This window comes from Pantoea sp. E956-1, from assembly GCF_982223955.1.
Genome location: NZ_CEUYZP010000003.1, coordinates 231,160 through 246,695 on the forward strand (window position 1 = coordinate 231,160; position 15,536 = coordinate 246,695).

Below are 15,536 nucleotides of genomic sequence, written 5' to 3' on the forward strand. Positions count from 1 at the left end.
TTTAACTTTTAAACGAATCAGAGTTTTTATTTGCCGAATGCATGAAGTAAAGTTATATTAATTGTTAACCATGGGTAACTAAAAATCAACTATTCATTTACATAAAAAATAAATCGTTTATCATCATAGGCTTAATCCGATAAGTTGTGTTTGCCTGAAGAGGTGATTTGTTGACCAGCTTCACAAAAATGTCCGAATGTCGATGCCGGAAATATAAATTAAAAATAAATGTTAAAAATGGAGAATAATGAATTAATTTCTTTGATCTGGATCAAAATCTATATTTGCAAAAATCGCATCATATTTACATGGATTTAAAAATGCAGCTCAATAGCTAAGCAGCAGATTAAAAAAATCAGTGCATCGCGGTTTATTCACACTATTAAGAATAAGAAAGAAAGTCATCAGTGAAGGTCCGGGGCGCAAATCGCATTCTTCTTAACTTGCAGATAAAATACTATGAAACCACTCTCAGCTGTAACTGAACCCCCAAAAGCCGCACCTGCGGCGCCGGGTAAAAAGAAAGCTATCATGCTTGCTCTGCCGGTACTCGTTGCCGTGTTGCTGTTGCTGGTGCCCACACCAGCCGGACTCGAACCCTACGCCTGGCACTTTTTCGCCATCTTCGTCGGCGTGATTGTCGGGTTAATCTTTGAACCCCTGCCAGGGGCGGTGATCGGCCTGACCGGCGTGGTGGTCATCGCGCTGTTCAGCCAGTTTCTGCTCTTCAGCCCGGCTGAACTGGCTAACCCGAAATTCAAAGTCGCCAGTGAGTCGTTCAAATGGGCGGTCAGCGGGTTCGGCAACTCCACGGTCTGGCTGATCTTCGGTGCCTTTATGTTCGCCGCGGGTTATGACAAAACACAGTTTGGTCGCCGCCTGGCTCTGATTCTGGTGAAGTATCTGGGTCGCCGCAGTCTGACGCTGGGTTATGCCATTACCTTTGCTGACCTGCTTCTTGCGCCCTTTACGCCGTCAAACACCGCGCGCAGTGGCGGAACCATCTACCCGATTATCGCCAACCTGCCGCCGCTTTACGGCTCTAAACCTAACGACCCAAGCGCCCGAAAAATTGGTTCCTATCTGATGTGGGTAGCGATTACCGCGGCCTGTATTACCAGCTCCATGTTCCTCTCTGCGCTGGCACCAAACCTGCTGGCACTGGCACTGGTAAAAAGCATCGTCGGTTTTGATATTTCCTGGGGCATGTGGTTCCTGGCTTTCCTGCCGCTGGGCGTGCTGCTGATTCTGACCATGCCGCTGCTGGCTTACTGGTTCTACCCGCCTGAAGTCAAAATCAATGATGAAGTGCCAAAATGGGCCATCGCGGAGCTGGAAAAACTGGGCAGACTGACCCGCAATGAAATCCTGCTACTGGTGTTCGTGGTCTGCGCCCTGCTGATGTGGATTTTCGCCACCTCGTGGATCGAACCTGCCATGGCTGCGCTGCTGGTAGTAGTACTGATGTTGTGGACCGGCGTACTGACCTGGAATGACATCACCAGTAATAAACCGGCCTGGAACACCTTTGCCTGGTTCGCCACGCTGGTGGCACTGGCCGATGGTCTGGCCCGCGTCGGCTTTATTACCTGGTTAGGTAAAGAGGGTGGCATGCTGCTGCAGGGTTATGACCCGCAGGTTTCGGCCGTGGTGCTGTTAATCGCCTTCTTCCTGCTGCACTACCTGTTTGCCAGTACCACCGCACATACCACCGCGCTGTTACCGGCCATGCTGACCATTGCAGCCTCCATTCCGGGCATCAATATGCCGGTCTTCTGCCTGATGTTGTGTACCTCTCTGGGTGTGATGGGCATCATCACGCCATACGGTACCGGTCCAAGCCCGATTTACTACGGCAGCGGTTATCTGCCTACCAAAGACTACTGGCGTCTGGGAACCATCTTCGGTGCCATCTTCTTAGGCTCCATGATGCTGATTGCCTATCCGTGGATGGTGTGGTTGTTCTGACGGATACAACATGCAGATCAACGCGTTATAAGATACCATTCCTGCACTTCCCCACCGCACCCGCGGTGGGGAAGCATAATAAACGATTAATTCGCCTATGATGTTGCGCCCCGCTGCCTGTCCGCGGAGGTTCAGCTGGTCATTAAGTGAGAAAAAATGTCGAACAAGCCTTTTGTCTATCAGAACCCTTTCCCGCTGTCCCACGAAGATACTGAATACTATCTGCTGAGTCGTGAGCATGTCTCCGTCTCCGAGTTTGAAGGTCAGGAGATCCTTAAAGTCGATCCGCAGGCACTAACGTTACTGAGCCAGCAGGCGTTCCACGACGCCTCTTTTATGCTGCGTCCGGCCCACCAGCAGCAGGTTGCCTCCATCCTTGATGACCCGGAAGCCAGCGACAATGATAAATATGTCGCCCTGCAGTTTTTAAGAAACTCAGAAATTGCGGCCAAAGGCGTGCTGCCAACCTGTCAGGATACCGGCACCGCGATCATCATGGGCAAAAAGGGCCAGCGCGTCTGGACCGGCGGCGGTGATGAGGCCGCGCTGTCACAGGGTATCTACAACACCTATATCGAAGATAACCTGCGCTATTCGCAAAATGCCGCCCTGGATATGTATAAAGAGGTGAATACCGGCACTAACCTGCCAGCGCAAATCGACCTCTACAGCGTGGATGGCGATGAGTACAAGTTCCTCTGTATCGCCAAAGGTGGCGGCTCCGCCAATAAAACCTATCTCTATCAGGAAACCAAAGCGCTGCTGAGTCCGGGCAAGCTGAAAAATTACCTGGTGGATAAGATGCGTACCCTCGGCACCGCGGCCTGTCCGCCCTACCATATTGCGTTTGTCATCGGCGGCACCTCAGCAGAAAGCACCCTGAAAACCGTGAAGCTCGCCTCAACGCACTATTACGACGGGCTGCCCACTGAAGGCAACGAGCACGGTCAGGCGTTCCGCGACGTTCAGATGGAGCAGGAACTGCTGGAAGCGGCGCAGCAGCTCGGCCTCGGTGCGCAGTTTGGCGGCAAATATTTCGCTCACGACATCCGCGTCGTGCGTCTGCCACGTCACGGCGCCTCCTGCCCGATCGGCATGGGCGTCTCCTGCTCGGCTGACCGTAACATCAAAGCGAAGATTAACCGTGAAGGTATCTGGATTGAGAGACTGGAAGCCAACCCAGGCCGTCTGATCCCGGAAGCACTGCGTCAGCAGGGTGAAGGTGAAGCGTTGCAGGTTGATCTTAACCGCCCAATGGAAGAGATTCTGGCGCAACTGTCCGCTTATCCGGTTTCAACCCGCCTGTCCCTGACCGGCACCATTATCGTGGCGCGCGATATTGCGCATGCAAAACTTAAAGAGCGCATCGATAACGGCGAAGGATTACCGCAGTACATCAAAGATCACCCGGTCTATTACGCTGGCCCGGCGAAGACGCCTGAAGGCTATGCTTCTGGTTCACTCGGCCCGACCACTGCAGGTCGTATGGATTCCTACGTCGATCTGCTGCAGGCGCACGGCGGAAGTAAGATCATGCTGGCCAAGGGCAATCGCAGTCAGCAGGTGACAGATGCCTGTCATAAACATGGCGGCTTCTATCTCGGCAGCATTGGTGGTCCGGCAGCGGTGCTGGCGCAGCAGAGCATTAAAAGTCTGGAATGCGTGGAGTATCCTGAACTGGGAATGGAAGCGATCTGGAAAATCGAAGTGGAGAACTTCCCTGCCTTTATCCTGGTCGATGACAAAGGTAACGACTTCTTCCAGCACATTGAGCGCGCGCACTGCGCGAAATGCGTTAAATAGCACATGCGTTAAGAAAGAAAAAAGCCCCGAATTCGGGGCTTTTTTCTTGGAAAAATCGGGATCGTTTCGTTGCCAGACTGTGCCTGAGTCGTAAACACGTTCATAAACCAAAGCGGAGTTAATCCGGCAGCAACTCATAAGCTTAACGCACAGGGAACACGGTCAGAGGAGGAAAGCGTCCCGCGCCAGGGACGGCGCGGGCCGAGCGTGTCATGGATGACGGCTTTTGCGTCTTTCCGATCTGACCGTGTTCCCTGAGCACGGCTCAATCCTGAAGCGATACGAGCCCGACTTTCACTATAGATTAAAAACCCGAACGGGTTTTTTAGCCCCGCTGCAACCGCTGCAACGCCACATCAATCTGCACTTCACCTTTGGTGAGTTCGATGATCTGATACTTAATCGCCGGATTTTCGATCAGGCCGACCAGTGTCGCCGCCACATCTTCGCGCGGGATCTCACCATACGGGATCGCCAGATCGGCATGAACCCGACCGGTACCGGCTTCATCGGTCAGCGTACCCGGCCGCAGGATCACCCACTCCAGCTTACTCGCCACCAGCTCCGTATCCGCCAGACGTTTCACGCGCATGTAATTCTCAAATCCCTCTGAGGGAGTTTTACCGCGACCGGCATCCGGGAAAGCGGAAACCAGCATAAAGCGTGATACCCCCGCCTGCTCTGCTGCGGCAACCGCCAGCTTCAATCCTTCTCCGTCGATGGCATTGGTCAGCTCGATCCCGGCCCCACCCGCACCCGCCGTGAAGACAGCCACATCGTGACCGGTCATCAGATCTGCCAGTGCCATAACGTTAAGCTGCTGAATATCGCCAGCCACCGGTTTAGCACCGGCGGCCTGCAGCGTCTCGGCCTGTTCCGGTTTGCGGTGCAGCGCCGTTACCGTATGGCCTTTACTGCTCAGCTGACGGGCCAGCTTTAGGCCCACTTTGCCCGCTGCGCCGATAATGAAACATCTCGCCATAGGATCCAATCCTCCATTTACTGCTTGAGTGCCAGAGTATAGCTAGCAGCCAGAAACAAAACAGGCGCCGGATGCGGCGCCTGCTGGGCTATTGCGGAATCACTTTTTCCGCTTTCAGCTTATCAAACAGCTGGATAAAGGCGTCGAGCGTGCTGCGATAACCCGTGAAGCCCGCTTTGCGGCTCTTACTCATATCGGTAAAGGCTTCCATCGGACGTCCCAGGTCGGCATCGGTGTGCCACCAGGAAGCCAGTCTGGTCACATCCGATTCACGCAACTGATGCTGCTCTGCAATCGCCTGCCACGCACTGGCGGCTTCCTGCATGCGATCTTCCAGCGGCATCATCTGCGCCGGGTATTCCGCTGCTTCAATGCCGAAATAGTCAGCCAGTTTTGGCCACATCCAGTTCCAGCGGAACACATCGCCGTTTACCGCATTGAAATCCTGATTAGCAGCGTTAGGTGAGGTCGCCGCCCAGTGCAACTGCTCAGCCAGCAGTCCTGCATCGGTCATGTCAGCCACACCGTTCCACTGCTCGGGTGAGCCAGGGAAGATAAACGGCCAGCCCTTCTCTTTACACAGCGTCGCATAGACTGCCAGTGTCTGACCCATGTTCATCGCATTGCCCACGGCATAACCGATAATGGTGTGCGGGCGATGCACGCTCCAGCGGTAGTCATACTTCTCTGCGCCAGCAAACACTTCATCTTCCTGCGCGTAATAGAAGTTATCGACCGGCTGACGGCCCTGCTCTTCACGGAACGGCGTGACCGGTACAGCGCCTTTACCGTATGCTTCAAACGGACCCAGGTAGTGCTTCAGTCCGGTAACCAGCGCCACATGCGAACCCTGTAAACGGTCGCCGAGTGCTTCAATCACATTGCGCACCATGCCGCCGTTAACGCGAATATTCTCTTTTTCATTTTCCTGACGCGCCCAGACGCTAAAGAACAGCGCATCCGGTTTCACTGTTTTCAGCGCCTCACGGACGGCATCTGCATCGGTCAGATCGGCCGTCAGGCTGGTAACACCTTCAGGTACCGCGCCACGTCCGCGTGACAGACCGCTGACCTGCCAGCCTTCCTGCTGTAATTTATCTGCCAGTGCGCGACCAATAACGCCGCTGATGCCCACAATCAAAGCGTGCTTTTTCATTTGATTTCTCCTCGTTTTGCGTAATGCTAAGCCTAATAGAGAATTCAGTTCTTATCTCTGGCATTTATTCACAGCATTCTCAACCTGAGTTCATTAATCGATGCACGATCATCGCCTCAAAGATATTCTGCCGTTTGTTGCCAGCGTAGAGTGTGGCAGTTTTACCGCCGCTGCAGAGCGTCTGCACGTGACCGGGTCGGCGATCAGTAAAAGCGTTAGCCGCCTGGAGACGCGATTAGGTTCGCGTCTGCTGGAGCGCACCACGCGGAGCCTGCACCTCACCGACGCGGGCAGCGCCTATTACCAGACCTGCCTGCGCGTTCTGGAGGACCTGGCTGAAACAGAAGCCGTGCTGGCGGCGCAGCGCACCATTCCCTCCGGTCGCCTGCGCCTGGCGGTACCTACCACCTATGGCCGCCTCAATGTGATGCCGCTGCTGATGCCCTTTTGCCAGCAACACCCGGAACTGGCACTGAGCCTGAGTTTCTCTGACCGTTTTGTTGACCTGTTTGAAGAGGGTGTGGATGTGGCAGTACGGATCGGCGGTGCGCCCGACCTGCCCGCTTCGCTGGGCTGGCGTAATATGGGACGCGAGCAGATGCAGTTCTGTGCCTCACCTGCTTATCTGGCACGCGAGGGACGACCTGAAGATGAGGCAGCGCTGCTGAACCACCGCGCCATCCTTTATGAGCGGGTGGATGGCAGCACCAAACCCTGGCTGTTCACCACGGAAGATGGTCAGCCGCACTGGCGCGAGGTGCCTTTCCGGCTGGCCCTGGGCGACGTTGATGCCCAGTTGCAGGCGGTCATCGCCGGACTGGGTGTGGCACAGATGCCCTCATGGCTGATTCAGCGCGCCGTGAAACAGGGCGACCTGGACATTATCTTGCCACAGTTGCAGCCCGACGGCCTGACGCTGAGTGTGGTGTGGCCACGCCGCAAACAGTTCCTGCCTAAAGTCGATGCGCTGTTATCAGCGCTCAGCGCACTAAAAATCCGCTAACCCGCCCTGTTATCGGTTTATCGCGGTTGGGATGTTTCATCCTGACCACGTTCATTTACTCTTTCCAGACGCTGATTTCCCCCTGCTCTGCCCTGCCTGAACCGCCGGTAACTTATCAATATCCCTTATAACCCGCTTAAATTTAATGGCTTTATTTCCGCTCTGATGGAATCCCATCAAAATAAAAAGGGCGGAAGGGTTGAGCTCACATAATGAAAACTAAGTTTCAAATATAATTTAACCCGAAATAAAAATATCAGTAGGGTGATGTCTTCTTCATGTTCTGACGTTTTGTCTTTGCCGTTATTACCAGGAGTATTCATGGAAAAAGAACTTTATATTTCGTCGAACCCGGCATCCGGTCCAAATAGCACCACCCGCACCGAGCCTTTTGTGAAGATTATTGCGCTGGTCGCCACCCTGGGTGGATTGCTGTTTGGTTATGACACCGGTGTGGTCTCGGGCGCGTTACTGTTTATGCGCGGCGATCTGCATCTCACCCCATTTACCACCGGACTTGTCACCAGTTCCCTGCTGTTTGGTGCAGCCTTCGGCGCGCTGGCAGCCGGTCATCTGGCGGATGGCCTCGGCAGACGACGCATTATCATTGCGCTGGCGCTTATCTTCGCTTTTGGCGCTGTCGGCTCGGCCCTGGCGCCAGATGTCACCTGGATGATCGCTTCTCGCCTGTTTCTGGGCTTTGCCGTAGGGGGTGCTGCCGCGACCGTACCGGTCTACATCGCAGAAATCGCCCCGGCCAATAAACGTGGTCAGCTGGTCACCCTGCAGGAGCTGATGATCGTCAGCGGTCAGCTGCTGGCGTACATCTCCAACGCCACCTTTAACGATATCTGGGGCGGCGAAAATACCTGGCGCTGGATGCTGGCACTGTCAATTGTCCCCGCTGTTCTGCTCTGGATCGGCATGATTTTTATGCCTGAAACCCCGCGCTGGCACGTAATGAAAGGCCGCAGTCAGGCAGCGCGTGAGGTCCTGGAAAAAACCCGTGCCGCCGACGATGTCGAGTGGGAACTGGAAGAGATTGAGGAAACCATCGAAGAGAACCGTCAGCGTGGCAAAGGCCGCCTGCGCGATCTCGCCACACCCTGGCTGATGAAAATCTTCCTGCTGGGCGTGGGTATTGCCGCCATCCAGCAGCTGACCGGGGTGAACACCATTATGTATTACGCCCCCACCATGCTGACCGCCGCCGGACTGAGCAACGATGCCGCGCTGTTCGCCACCATCGCCAATGGTGTGATTTCAGTGGTGATGACGCTGGCAGGCATCTGGTTAATCGGCAAAGTAGGACGCCGCCCGCTGGTGTTAATCGGGCAGATGGGCTGCACCTGCTGCCTGTTCTTTATCGGGCTGGTCTGCTGGCTGATGCCGGAATATCTCAACGGCACGGTCAACCTGCTGCGGGCTTATCTGGTGCTGGCGGGCATGCTGATGTTTCTCTGCTTCCAGCAGGGCGCATTGTCACCCGTTACCTGGCTGCTGCTGTCGGAAATCTTCCCCGCCCGGATGCGTGGCATCTGTATGGGGGGCGCTGTCTTCTCACTGTGGATCGCCAACTTCGCCATCTCTATGGCCTTCCCGCTGTTATTAGCCGCATTTGGTCTGGCCGGCGCCTTCTTTATATTCGCGGCTATCGGCATCGGCGGTTCTGTTTTTGTTGTGAAGTTTATTCCCGAGACCCGGGGAAGAAGTCTTGAGCAGGTCGAGCACTATTTCTATGCGCTTTATAACGGCAGGAAATAGTGCCTGCACGCTGCAAAGAGAAAAAAAACGGCCCGCGTCATCACGCTGACGACCCGATTGCGATTAACACCGTACACCCTACATTCAAGGAAATTGTTATGAGCCTGAATATTCCCAACGCGCGCTTTTGCATCAACCGTAAAATTGCGCCCAGCCTCACCCTTCCGCAGTTTTTTAAACTGGTCAGCCAGCTCGGTATTCATAATGTCGAACTGCGTAATGATATGCCCAGCGGCCGCGTCACCGACGATCTCACCGGCGACGAGGTAAAAGCTCTGGCGCGTGAGTCAGGCATCCGGATTGTGACCATCAATGCGCTCTATCCCTTTAATCAGCTGAATGAAGAGGTGCTGCAACGCACCCGCCAGCTGTTAAGTGATGCACAGGCGGTCGGCGCTGAATCGCTGGTACTCTGCCCGCTGAATGACGGCACGCCGATTAGCGCTGCCGACACCGTAAGCGCGCTGAAAACCCTGGCCCCGCTGTTCGCAGAGGCAGGTATTCAGGGGCTGGTGGAACCGCTGGGCTTCCCGCAAAGCTCGCTGCGTTCGGCGACGCAGGCTCAGACGCTGATTCATGACGCGGGTGTGCCGTTCAGATTGTTGATCGATACCTTCCATCATCATCTGTTTGAAGATGCGGAACAGACTTTCGAACAGGAGATCGATATTCAGCAGATCGGTCTGGTTCACCTTTCCGGCGTCACCGACCCGCGCCCGGTTAACCAGCTTACCGACGAAGAACGCATCATGCTCAGCGCGGACGACCGCTTGCGCAGCAAGCAGCAGGTCGCGCGACTGGAGAAGATGGGTTACACCGGCCTTTACGCCTTTGAGCCGTTCTCCTCAGTGATGAACAGCTGGCAGGAAGCGGACATTGCCCGCGAAATTCGCGACAGCATCCAGCTGTTAAACCACTCAGCTTAAGGAATTATCATGACTATTAATATTGGCGTCATCGGCACCGGCGCAATCGGTCGCGAACATATCCGCCGTTGCAGCACCGTTTTACAGAATGCGCGCGTGGTGGCGCTTAACGATATTAACCGTGACAACTGCCAGCAAATCGTTAACGAGCTGACGCCGGAAGCGCGCATTTATGACAATGCGATTGATCTGATTAACGATCCGCAGGTTAATGCGGTGCTGGTCACCTCCTGGGGCCCGACGCATGAAGCCTTTGTGCTGGCCTGCATTGAGGCGGGTAAAGCGGTGTTCTGCGAAAAACCACTGGCGGTCACCGCGCAGGGCTGCATGAACATTGTGGAAGCAGAAATTAAGGCAGGGCGTCAGCTGGTACAGGTTGGCTTTATGCGCCCTTATGACAGCGGCTACCGTGCACTGAAAGCGGTGATCTACAGCGGCGAGATTGGCGAGCCTTTAATGCTGCACTGCGCGCACCGCAACCCGGAAGTGGGCGACAGCTACACCACCGACATGGCGATCACCGACACGCTAATCCACGAACTTGATGTGCTGCGCTGGCTGCTGGATGATGACTATGCCAGCGTGCAGGTGATCTTCCCGCGTAAAACCCGTAAGGCGTCGTCACATCTGCGCGATCCGCAAATCGTGCTGCTTGAGACCACCAAAGGGGCGCGCATTGATGTCGAAATCTTCGTGAACTGTGAATATGGTTACGACATTCAGTGTGAAGTGGTGGGTGAAAGTGGCATTGCCCGCCTGCCGGAACCGGTCTCTGTGCAGCTACGCAGCGCGGCTAAGCTCTCCACCACCATTCTGACTGACTGGAAAAAGCGTTTTATCGATGCCTATGACGTGGAGTTACAGGCATTTATCAATAACGTCATCAGCGGTGAGATGACCGGTCCCTCAGCATGGGATGGCTACGCCGCTGCGGTGGCCGCTGATGCCTGTGTCGCAGCACAAAATTCCGGTGAAATTGTGCCGGTCAGTATGCCAGCAAGACCGGCGTTTTATCGCTGACAGAAACGCTGCACGGCGGGCTCCGCCGTGCATTTCCTCAAGCCCTGTTCAACCTGATAAGCGGCTTTTCCATCCATCCGCAGCAACAACCTGAAGACCCGCTCTCTGACGCAGGCCATTATTTTTTACACCTCACCAGGAGGGCTGCCGATCAACCGGACGTCTAACCGCGGGCATCGATCGAAGAAAACCGCTTCACCGATAAAGTGCTGCTTCACTGCGGGCCTGGCCGGTCAGTATTCCTGTTTGTTTCCCCTCCCCAGCCTCCTTTACGCCACAGTAAAAACAACCGAAGCGCCCAGCATAGCGACATCATGGTTATGGTCGCGATCAGCGCCACGACGGCGATGATGAGCAATGGGCCGACGATGGGTAGCAGGCAATGGCCGTCGGTTTTGCTGAGGATGCGTCCGCTGATAATCAGCCTGGACAGCGAGTGATGACCTGCTCACTTTGTTTCCGGGAATGAAGCCTTGTTCAGGGCAAAAGGAGAGATAGCAGGAAAATAGCTTGTGCAAGCCAAAAAAGACGCCGTTTTCTGTATCCTTCTGAATCAATCAGGCAAGGAATCGCGCAGGATAAGCAACGCCGGATTTCCTGCCTGCTTAAACTTCCAGATGCCGCGGCAAATGGAATTGTAAAGCGAGCAGCACGGCAGGCATATAAAGGGGTTCAGGGGTTGATATGCGTTCAAACATGATCGAGTTTATTAGTATTTTTATTCAGGTAGTGGAACAAGGTAGTTTCACAAAAGCCGCGGATATTCTGCAGTTGCACCGCCCGGCTGTAAGTAAGGCGATACAGCAACTTGAGGACGATCTTGGCGTAAAACTCATCCACCGCACCACCCGCAAGCTGAGCATCACCCCGGAGGGAGACGAGCTTTATCAGCGTGCCCGAAATGTTCTGGCTGAAGTAGATCAGATGCTGGCCATTTTTTCACCCACCCTTCCGCCGCGTGGACGGCTCAGGCTGGATGTCCCGCTGGCGCTGGCGCATTCCATTCTGATTCCTCACCTGACGGAGTTTCAGTCGCGCTATCCCGCTATTGACGTGGTGCTGGTTTCATCGGATAAAAAAACCGATCTGATCACCGAGGGCGTGGACTGTGTGGTGCGTCTGGGTGAACTACAGGATTCCAGCTTTGTTTCCCGCCGCCTGGGAGATATCAGGATGGCTACCTGTGCTGCCCCTCTCTATCTGCAACGCCACGGCAGGCCGAAAACACTGGCAGAACTTGAGCAGCACCGGGCAGTTAATTTCTTCAGCGATAACAGCCGGAACGTGATGGAATGGAAATTTATAGAAAAGGGTGTCGTTGTTTCGCGCCGCCCGGCCAGCAGTATTCTGGTCGATAACTCCGATATCCTGTTGTCCTGCGGCCTGGCAGGTCTGGGTATTATCCAGGCCTCCAGAAACGCTCTTGCCCCCTATATCGCTTCCGGCGAGCTTGAAGAAATCCTGACTCAGTATCCGTCCGTTTCAAAACCTGTGTCGGTGATGTACCCGGATAAGCGTTATCTCCCGCCTCAGGTACGCGCCTTTATTGACTGGTTTAGCGAGGTTTTTGCCCGGCAGATGAGCTGAGGTCGCGGATTGTTACCCGATCAATAACAGTGAAGTTCCGGCGCGACTATTTTTCCACCGATGACAACCGCGTAGATTAACCGCAGATAAATCGGGTATGCCTTCCGCGCTCTTCATAAGGTATTCCGCTAACTGACGAGGTCTGAAAATGTCTAAAGTTGTAACGTTTAACCGTACCGGTGGTCCTGACGTTCTGGAAGTGGTTGAGCTGGAGGTGCCCGCACCCGCTGCAGGAGAAGTCCAGATACGCGTAAAGGCGTTGGGTCTCAACCGGGCGGAAATTATGTACCGTACTGGCCAGTATGTGATTGAACCCGAATTCCCGGCACGCCTGGGTTATGAAGCAGCTGGCGTAGTGGAGGACGTTGGTGAAAATGTCGAGGGTTTTACGCGCGGAGATGTAGTCAGCGTGATCCCTTCTTTTATGTTCAGTGAATACGGTATGTATGGTGAGCGGGTTAATGCACCTGTGCATGCGGTGGTGAAACATCCGGTTAACCTGAGCTTTGAAGAAGCTGCAGCGAGCTGGATGATGTACGTTACCGCTTACGGCGCGCTGGTTGAGTACGGTAATCTGCAGGCTGACCAGAATGTCATTATACGCGCAGCATCGAGCAGCGTAGGGCTGGCAGCTATTCAGATAACGAATATGCTGGGCGCCAGACCTGTGGCATTAACCCGCACCAGCGAAAAACGTGACATGCTGATTAAAGCCGGGGCTGCCGCCGTGATCGCCACGGCAGAACAGGATATGGTCGCTGAAATTAATCGCGTGACGAATGATGAAGGTGCCCATATTGTTTTTGATCCTGTCGGTGGCCCGGACGTGGCAAAGCTGACGCAGATAATGGCACCCCAGGGCATGTTCTTTCAGTATGGTGCGCTTGATAGCCGTGACATGCAGGTGCCGGTGTTCGACATTCTCGGTAAACATCTCACACTACGTGGCTATGAGCTGTTCGAAATCACTACCGACCCGCAAAAAATGGCGCGGGCAAAATCGTTCGTCACAGAAGGTCTGCGTTCCGGAAAACTTAAACCGATCATAGATAAAACCTTCAGGCTTGAGGATATCGCTGAAGCGCATCGTTATATGGAATCCAATGGTCAGGTAGGCAAAATCGTGGTAACGATTGAGTAATACTGCTCCTGACGGTTTATGACCGGATCGCATAACCGGTGAGTTATCCTTAATGAAAGGTGCATGGCCTGACCAGCTTCCGGCGGTCAGGCCATTGCGGATTTGTCTGTCCGGCGAGAACGTCATTAGCCCATAAAATGATTATCAATCAGGCCTTTATTCGCAGGGCAAAAATATTCTTCCCTTCCTCATAGCGGTAATAAGCACTCCCGCCATGTAACACAGCGATTGCGCGCACCAGCGACAGTCCCAGCCCGCTTCCCGCCGTATGCCGGACGCTATCGCCCCGCCAGAAACGTTCAAATAATTTTTCAGGCTCCTCCAGCGCTTCACCCGCGCTCGACACCTTAATCTCAACGTAGTCAGCGTGATGAAACGTGCTGACCTGAATCGTCCCTTTTTCAGGCGAGTAACGAATGGCGTTGATCAGCAGATTAGTCATCGCACGCTGGAACAGCATCTTATCCGCGTTGAGGCTGCCTTCGGCGCTCAGCTCAATGACCTTCTCCTGCTCTTCCGCAACCGGTTCAAGAAAGTCGATCAGCGCTTCCAGCGCATCCTGCAGCAGGAAGTCCTGTTTATTGAGTCTGATATTGTGGTGCGTGGCGCGAGCCAGAAAGAGAATGTTTTCGGTCAGACGCGACAGGCTCTCCAGCTCTTCAATGTTGCCTTCGAGCAGCGTCTGATATTCAGCGGCTGAGCGTTCATGACCCAGCGCGACCTGGTTCTGGCCCAGTAACACATTTATGGGCGTGCGGATTTCGTGCGCCAGATCGTCGGCAAACTGGGTCAGACGGATAAAGTCCGTGGATAAGCGCTGACGCATAGCGTTAAGCGCATTGCCAATCGGTAGCAGCTCCTGCGGGATAGCCTGAAGCGGCACGGGCTGATTTAACCGGTCACTGGCCGTTTCTGCCACGATCTTACTTAACCGGCCGATCGCCCTAAGCCCTCTGCGAATCAACAGCGGACTGACAGCGGCGCACAGCAATATGGCCGCCAGTGAAACCAGAATGCTTTGCTGGCGATAACGCTCCAGCATCAATGCCCGCTCCCGCGCGACTCTGGCAAGCGTAATGGTTACCGGCCCGAGCGAGGAATTTGCCTGCAGGCTTAACGCCGACGCTTCGCTCTTGTCCGCATTGATCCAGCGGTGCAGCTGTTTCTCACTGGGTGGCGTGCTGACCGGCGTAGGCGGGATGGCGGGCACTGTTATCCCGGTATGATTAATACTGACGTTTTGCTCATGCTGCGAGCGGATGCTGAGAATGTCCTGATGGATATCGACCATCCGATTGAAATAGAGCGGCAGCGAGCTGGGATGGGCACCATCTTCAAGCAGTTGTCTTAACTGCGCCGCCCGGTTAATCAGCGTTTGATCGTCCCGCCAGACCAGTTCGCTGCGTAACGCTTTATACAGAATCAGGCTGATGCCGCCACAGGCCATCGCCATGATTAGCGTAAAAATCGCCGTCAGCCGCAGCGTCAGAGAAGGGCTAGTCACCCTCGCCTTCTTTTTCTGACAGGCAATATCCCATGCCCCTTACCGTAGTGATGAGCTTTTGAGGAAAGGGATCGTCGACTTTACGGCGCAGGCGACGGATAGCCACATCGACGATGTTGGTTTCACTGTCAAAGTTAACGCCCCAGATTTCGCTGGCCAGCAGCGTCCGCGGCAGAATCTCACCGTGACGGCTGGCGAGCAGCCATAACAGCATGAACTCTTTGCGCGTCAGCGTCAGAGTGACACCGTCACGCATAACCTGAAAGCGTGCTGAGTCCAATACCAGATCGCCTACCCGCAGTACACTACTGTGCGGCTGCTGCTGCCGGAGCTGATTCCTGACCCGAGCCAGAAGTTCTGCAAAAGAAAACGGCTTAACCAGGTAATCATTGGCCCCCAGTTCCAGCCCTTTCACCCGATCATCCACCGAGTCTCTGGCGGTCAGGCAAATCACCGGAATCTGACTGGCGGTACGCAGGGTTTTCAGCACCTGCCACCCATCCATTCCCGGCAGCATAATATCCAGTATCACCAGGCTGTAGGGATGCGACAGCGCCAGCTGCAGGCCATCCCGTCCGTCTGCGGCGTAATCCACGATATAGCCCGCTTCTTCCAGCCCCTTACGTACCCAGGCGCTGGCCTTCTGGTTATCTTCAATCAGTAATAGTTTCATCGGCGCAGT

The 15,536-nt window shown here is 54.6% G+C and carries 13 protein-coding genes; 8 read left to right on the plus strand and 5 right to left on the minus strand.

Annotated features, from left to right (window positions below; genetic code table 11):
* Window positions 1-459 precede the first annotated feature (459 nt).
* Both AC0T7J_RS11655 and fumA read left to right on the plus strand, forming a co-directional pair.
* Entirely contained in the window at window positions 460-1,968 is a 1,509-nt protein-coding gene (locus AC0T7J_RS11655) for an anion permease (protein ID WP_031592420.1), read from the plus strand.
* Between the two features lie 156 nt (window positions 1,969-2,124).
* The gene (gene fumA / locus AC0T7J_RS11660) at window positions 2,125-3,771 is read left to right on the plus strand and encodes a class I fumarate hydratase FumA (RefSeq protein WP_473794310.1); all 1,647 of its coding nucleotides are present in this window, start codon (window positions 2,125-2,127) and stop codon (window positions 3,769-3,771) included.
* 325 nt (window positions 3,772-4,096) lie between these two features.
* Here the strand turns inward: fumA and AC0T7J_RS11665 are convergent, their stop codons facing one another.
* Together AC0T7J_RS11665 and AC0T7J_RS11670 are read right to left on the minus strand one after the other, a co-directional pair.
* Window positions 4,097-4,753 (minus strand): SDR family oxidoreductase, encoded by a 657-nt coding sequence (locus tag AC0T7J_RS11665; protein ID WP_473794312.1) that lies wholly within the window; start codon window positions 4,751-4,753, stop codon window positions 4,097-4,099.
* Between the two features lie 88 nt (window positions 4,754-4,841).
* On the minus strand, window positions 4,842-5,909 hold the full coding sequence (locus AC0T7J_RS11670) for an SDR family oxidoreductase (protein WP_473794314.1): 1,068 nt from the start codon (window positions 5,907-5,909) through the stop codon (window positions 4,842-4,844).
* A gap of 100 nt (window positions 5,910-6,009) precedes the next feature.
* Here AC0T7J_RS11670 and AC0T7J_RS11675 point away from each other — a divergent pair, with 100 nt between their 5' ends.
* From AC0T7J_RS11675 to iolG, 4 genes are all read left to right on the plus strand, one after another.
* On the plus strand, window positions 6,010-6,912 hold the full coding sequence (locus AC0T7J_RS11675) for a LysR family transcriptional regulator (RefSeq protein WP_473794316.1): 903 nt from the start codon (window positions 6,010-6,012) through the stop codon (window positions 6,910-6,912).
* Between the two features lie 321 nt (window positions 6,913-7,233).
* Window positions 7,234-8,676, plus strand: a complete 1,443-nt coding sequence (locus AC0T7J_RS11680) for a sugar porter family MFS transporter (protein ID WP_473794318.1) — start codon at window positions 7,234-7,236, stop codon at window positions 8,674-8,676.
* Window positions 8,677-8,774: 98 nt separating this feature from the next.
* Window positions 8,775-9,602, plus strand: coding sequence for a TIM barrel protein (locus tag AC0T7J_RS11685; protein WP_473794320.1), 828 nt, complete (start codon window positions 8,775-8,777; stop codon window positions 9,600-9,602).
* Window positions 9,603-9,611: 9 nt separating this feature from the next.
* Entirely contained in the window at window positions 9,612-10,622 is a 1,011-nt protein-coding gene (iolG, locus tag AC0T7J_RS11690) for a bifunctional inositol 2-dehydrogenase/D-chiro-inositol 1-dehydrogenase (protein WP_473794322.1), read from the plus strand.
* 269 nt (window positions 10,623-10,891) lie between these two features.
* Here the strand turns inward: iolG and AC0T7J_RS11695 are convergent, their stop codons facing one another.
* Window positions 10,892-11,074: a hypothetical protein gene (locus AC0T7J_RS11695; protein WP_473794324.1), complete on the minus strand. Its 183-nt coding sequence runs from the start codon at window positions 11,072-11,074 to the stop codon at window positions 10,892-10,894.
* A 232-nt stretch (window positions 11,075-11,306) separates the two neighbouring features.
* Between AC0T7J_RS11695 and AC0T7J_RS11700 the strand changes: the two genes are divergently transcribed.
* Window positions 11,307-12,209 carry a LysR family transcriptional regulator gene (locus AC0T7J_RS11700; protein ID WP_473794326.1) on the plus strand — a complete coding sequence of 301 codons (903 nt, stop codon included), beginning with the start codon at window positions 11,307-11,309 and terminating at the stop codon, window positions 12,207-12,209.
* A gap of 148 nt (window positions 12,210-12,357) precedes the next feature.
* Window positions 12,358-13,350, plus strand: coding sequence for a zinc-dependent alcohol dehydrogenase family protein (locus AC0T7J_RS11705; RefSeq protein ID WP_473794328.1), 993 nt, complete (start codon window positions 12,358-12,360; stop codon window positions 13,348-13,350).
* A gap of 148 nt (window positions 13,351-13,498) precedes the next feature.
* Here the strand turns inward: AC0T7J_RS11705 and AC0T7J_RS11710 are convergent, their stop codons facing one another.
* Both AC0T7J_RS11710 and hprR read right to left on the minus strand, forming a co-directional pair.
* The gene (locus AC0T7J_RS11710) at window positions 13,499-14,854 is read right to left on the minus strand and encodes a heavy metal sensor histidine kinase (RefSeq protein ID WP_473794330.1); all 1,356 of its coding nucleotides are present in this window, start codon (window positions 14,852-14,854) and stop codon (window positions 13,499-13,501) included.
* On the minus strand, window positions 14,847-15,527 hold the full coding sequence (gene hprR, locus AC0T7J_RS11715) for a response regulator transcription factor HprR (RefSeq protein WP_473794332.1): 681 nt from the start codon (window positions 15,525-15,527) through the stop codon (window positions 14,847-14,849). Before hprR ends, AC0T7J_RS11710 begins: the two co-directional genes overlap by 8 nt.
* Between the last annotated feature and the right edge of the window lie 9 nt (window positions 15,528-15,536).

Excerpts from the sequence above, each read along its gene's own strand:
- AC0T7J_RS11655 (WP_031592420.1), top strand. The coding sequence starts at position 460 with ATGAAACCACTCTCAGCTGTAACTGAACCCCCAAAAGCCGCACCTGCG.
- fumA (WP_473794310.1), top strand. The coding sequence starts at position 2,125 with ATGTCGAACAAGCCTTTTGTCTATCAGAACCCTTTCCCGCTGTCCCAC.
- AC0T7J_RS11665 (WP_473794312.1), bottom strand. The coding sequence starts at position 4,753 with ATGGCGAGATGTTTCATTATCGGCGCAGCGGGCAAAGTGGGCCTAAAG.
- AC0T7J_RS11670 (WP_473794314.1), bottom strand. The coding sequence starts at position 5,909 with ATGAAAAAGCACGCTTTGATTGTGGGCATCAGCGGCGTTATTGGTCGC.
- AC0T7J_RS11675 (WP_473794316.1), top strand. The coding sequence starts at position 6,010 with ATGCACGATCATCGCCTCAAAGATATTCTGCCGTTTGTTGCCAGCGTA.
- AC0T7J_RS11680 (WP_473794318.1), top strand. The coding sequence starts at position 7,234 with ATGGAAAAAGAACTTTATATTTCGTCGAACCCGGCATCCGGTCCAAAT.
- AC0T7J_RS11685 (WP_473794320.1), top strand. The coding sequence starts at position 8,775 with ATGAGCCTGAATATTCCCAACGCGCGCTTTTGCATCAACCGTAAAATT.
- iolG (WP_473794322.1), top strand. The coding sequence starts at position 9,612 with ATGACTATTAATATTGGCGTCATCGGCACCGGCGCAATCGGTCGCGAA.
- AC0T7J_RS11700 (WP_473794326.1), top strand. The coding sequence starts at position 11,307 with ATGCGTTCAAACATGATCGAGTTTATTAGTATTTTTATTCAGGTAGTG.
- AC0T7J_RS11705 (WP_473794328.1), top strand. The coding sequence starts at position 12,358 with ATGTCTAAAGTTGTAACGTTTAACCGTACCGGTGGTCCTGACGTTCTG.
- hprR (WP_473794332.1), bottom strand. The coding sequence starts at position 15,527 with ATGAAACTATTACTGATTGAAGATAACCAGAAGGCCAGCGCCTGGGTA.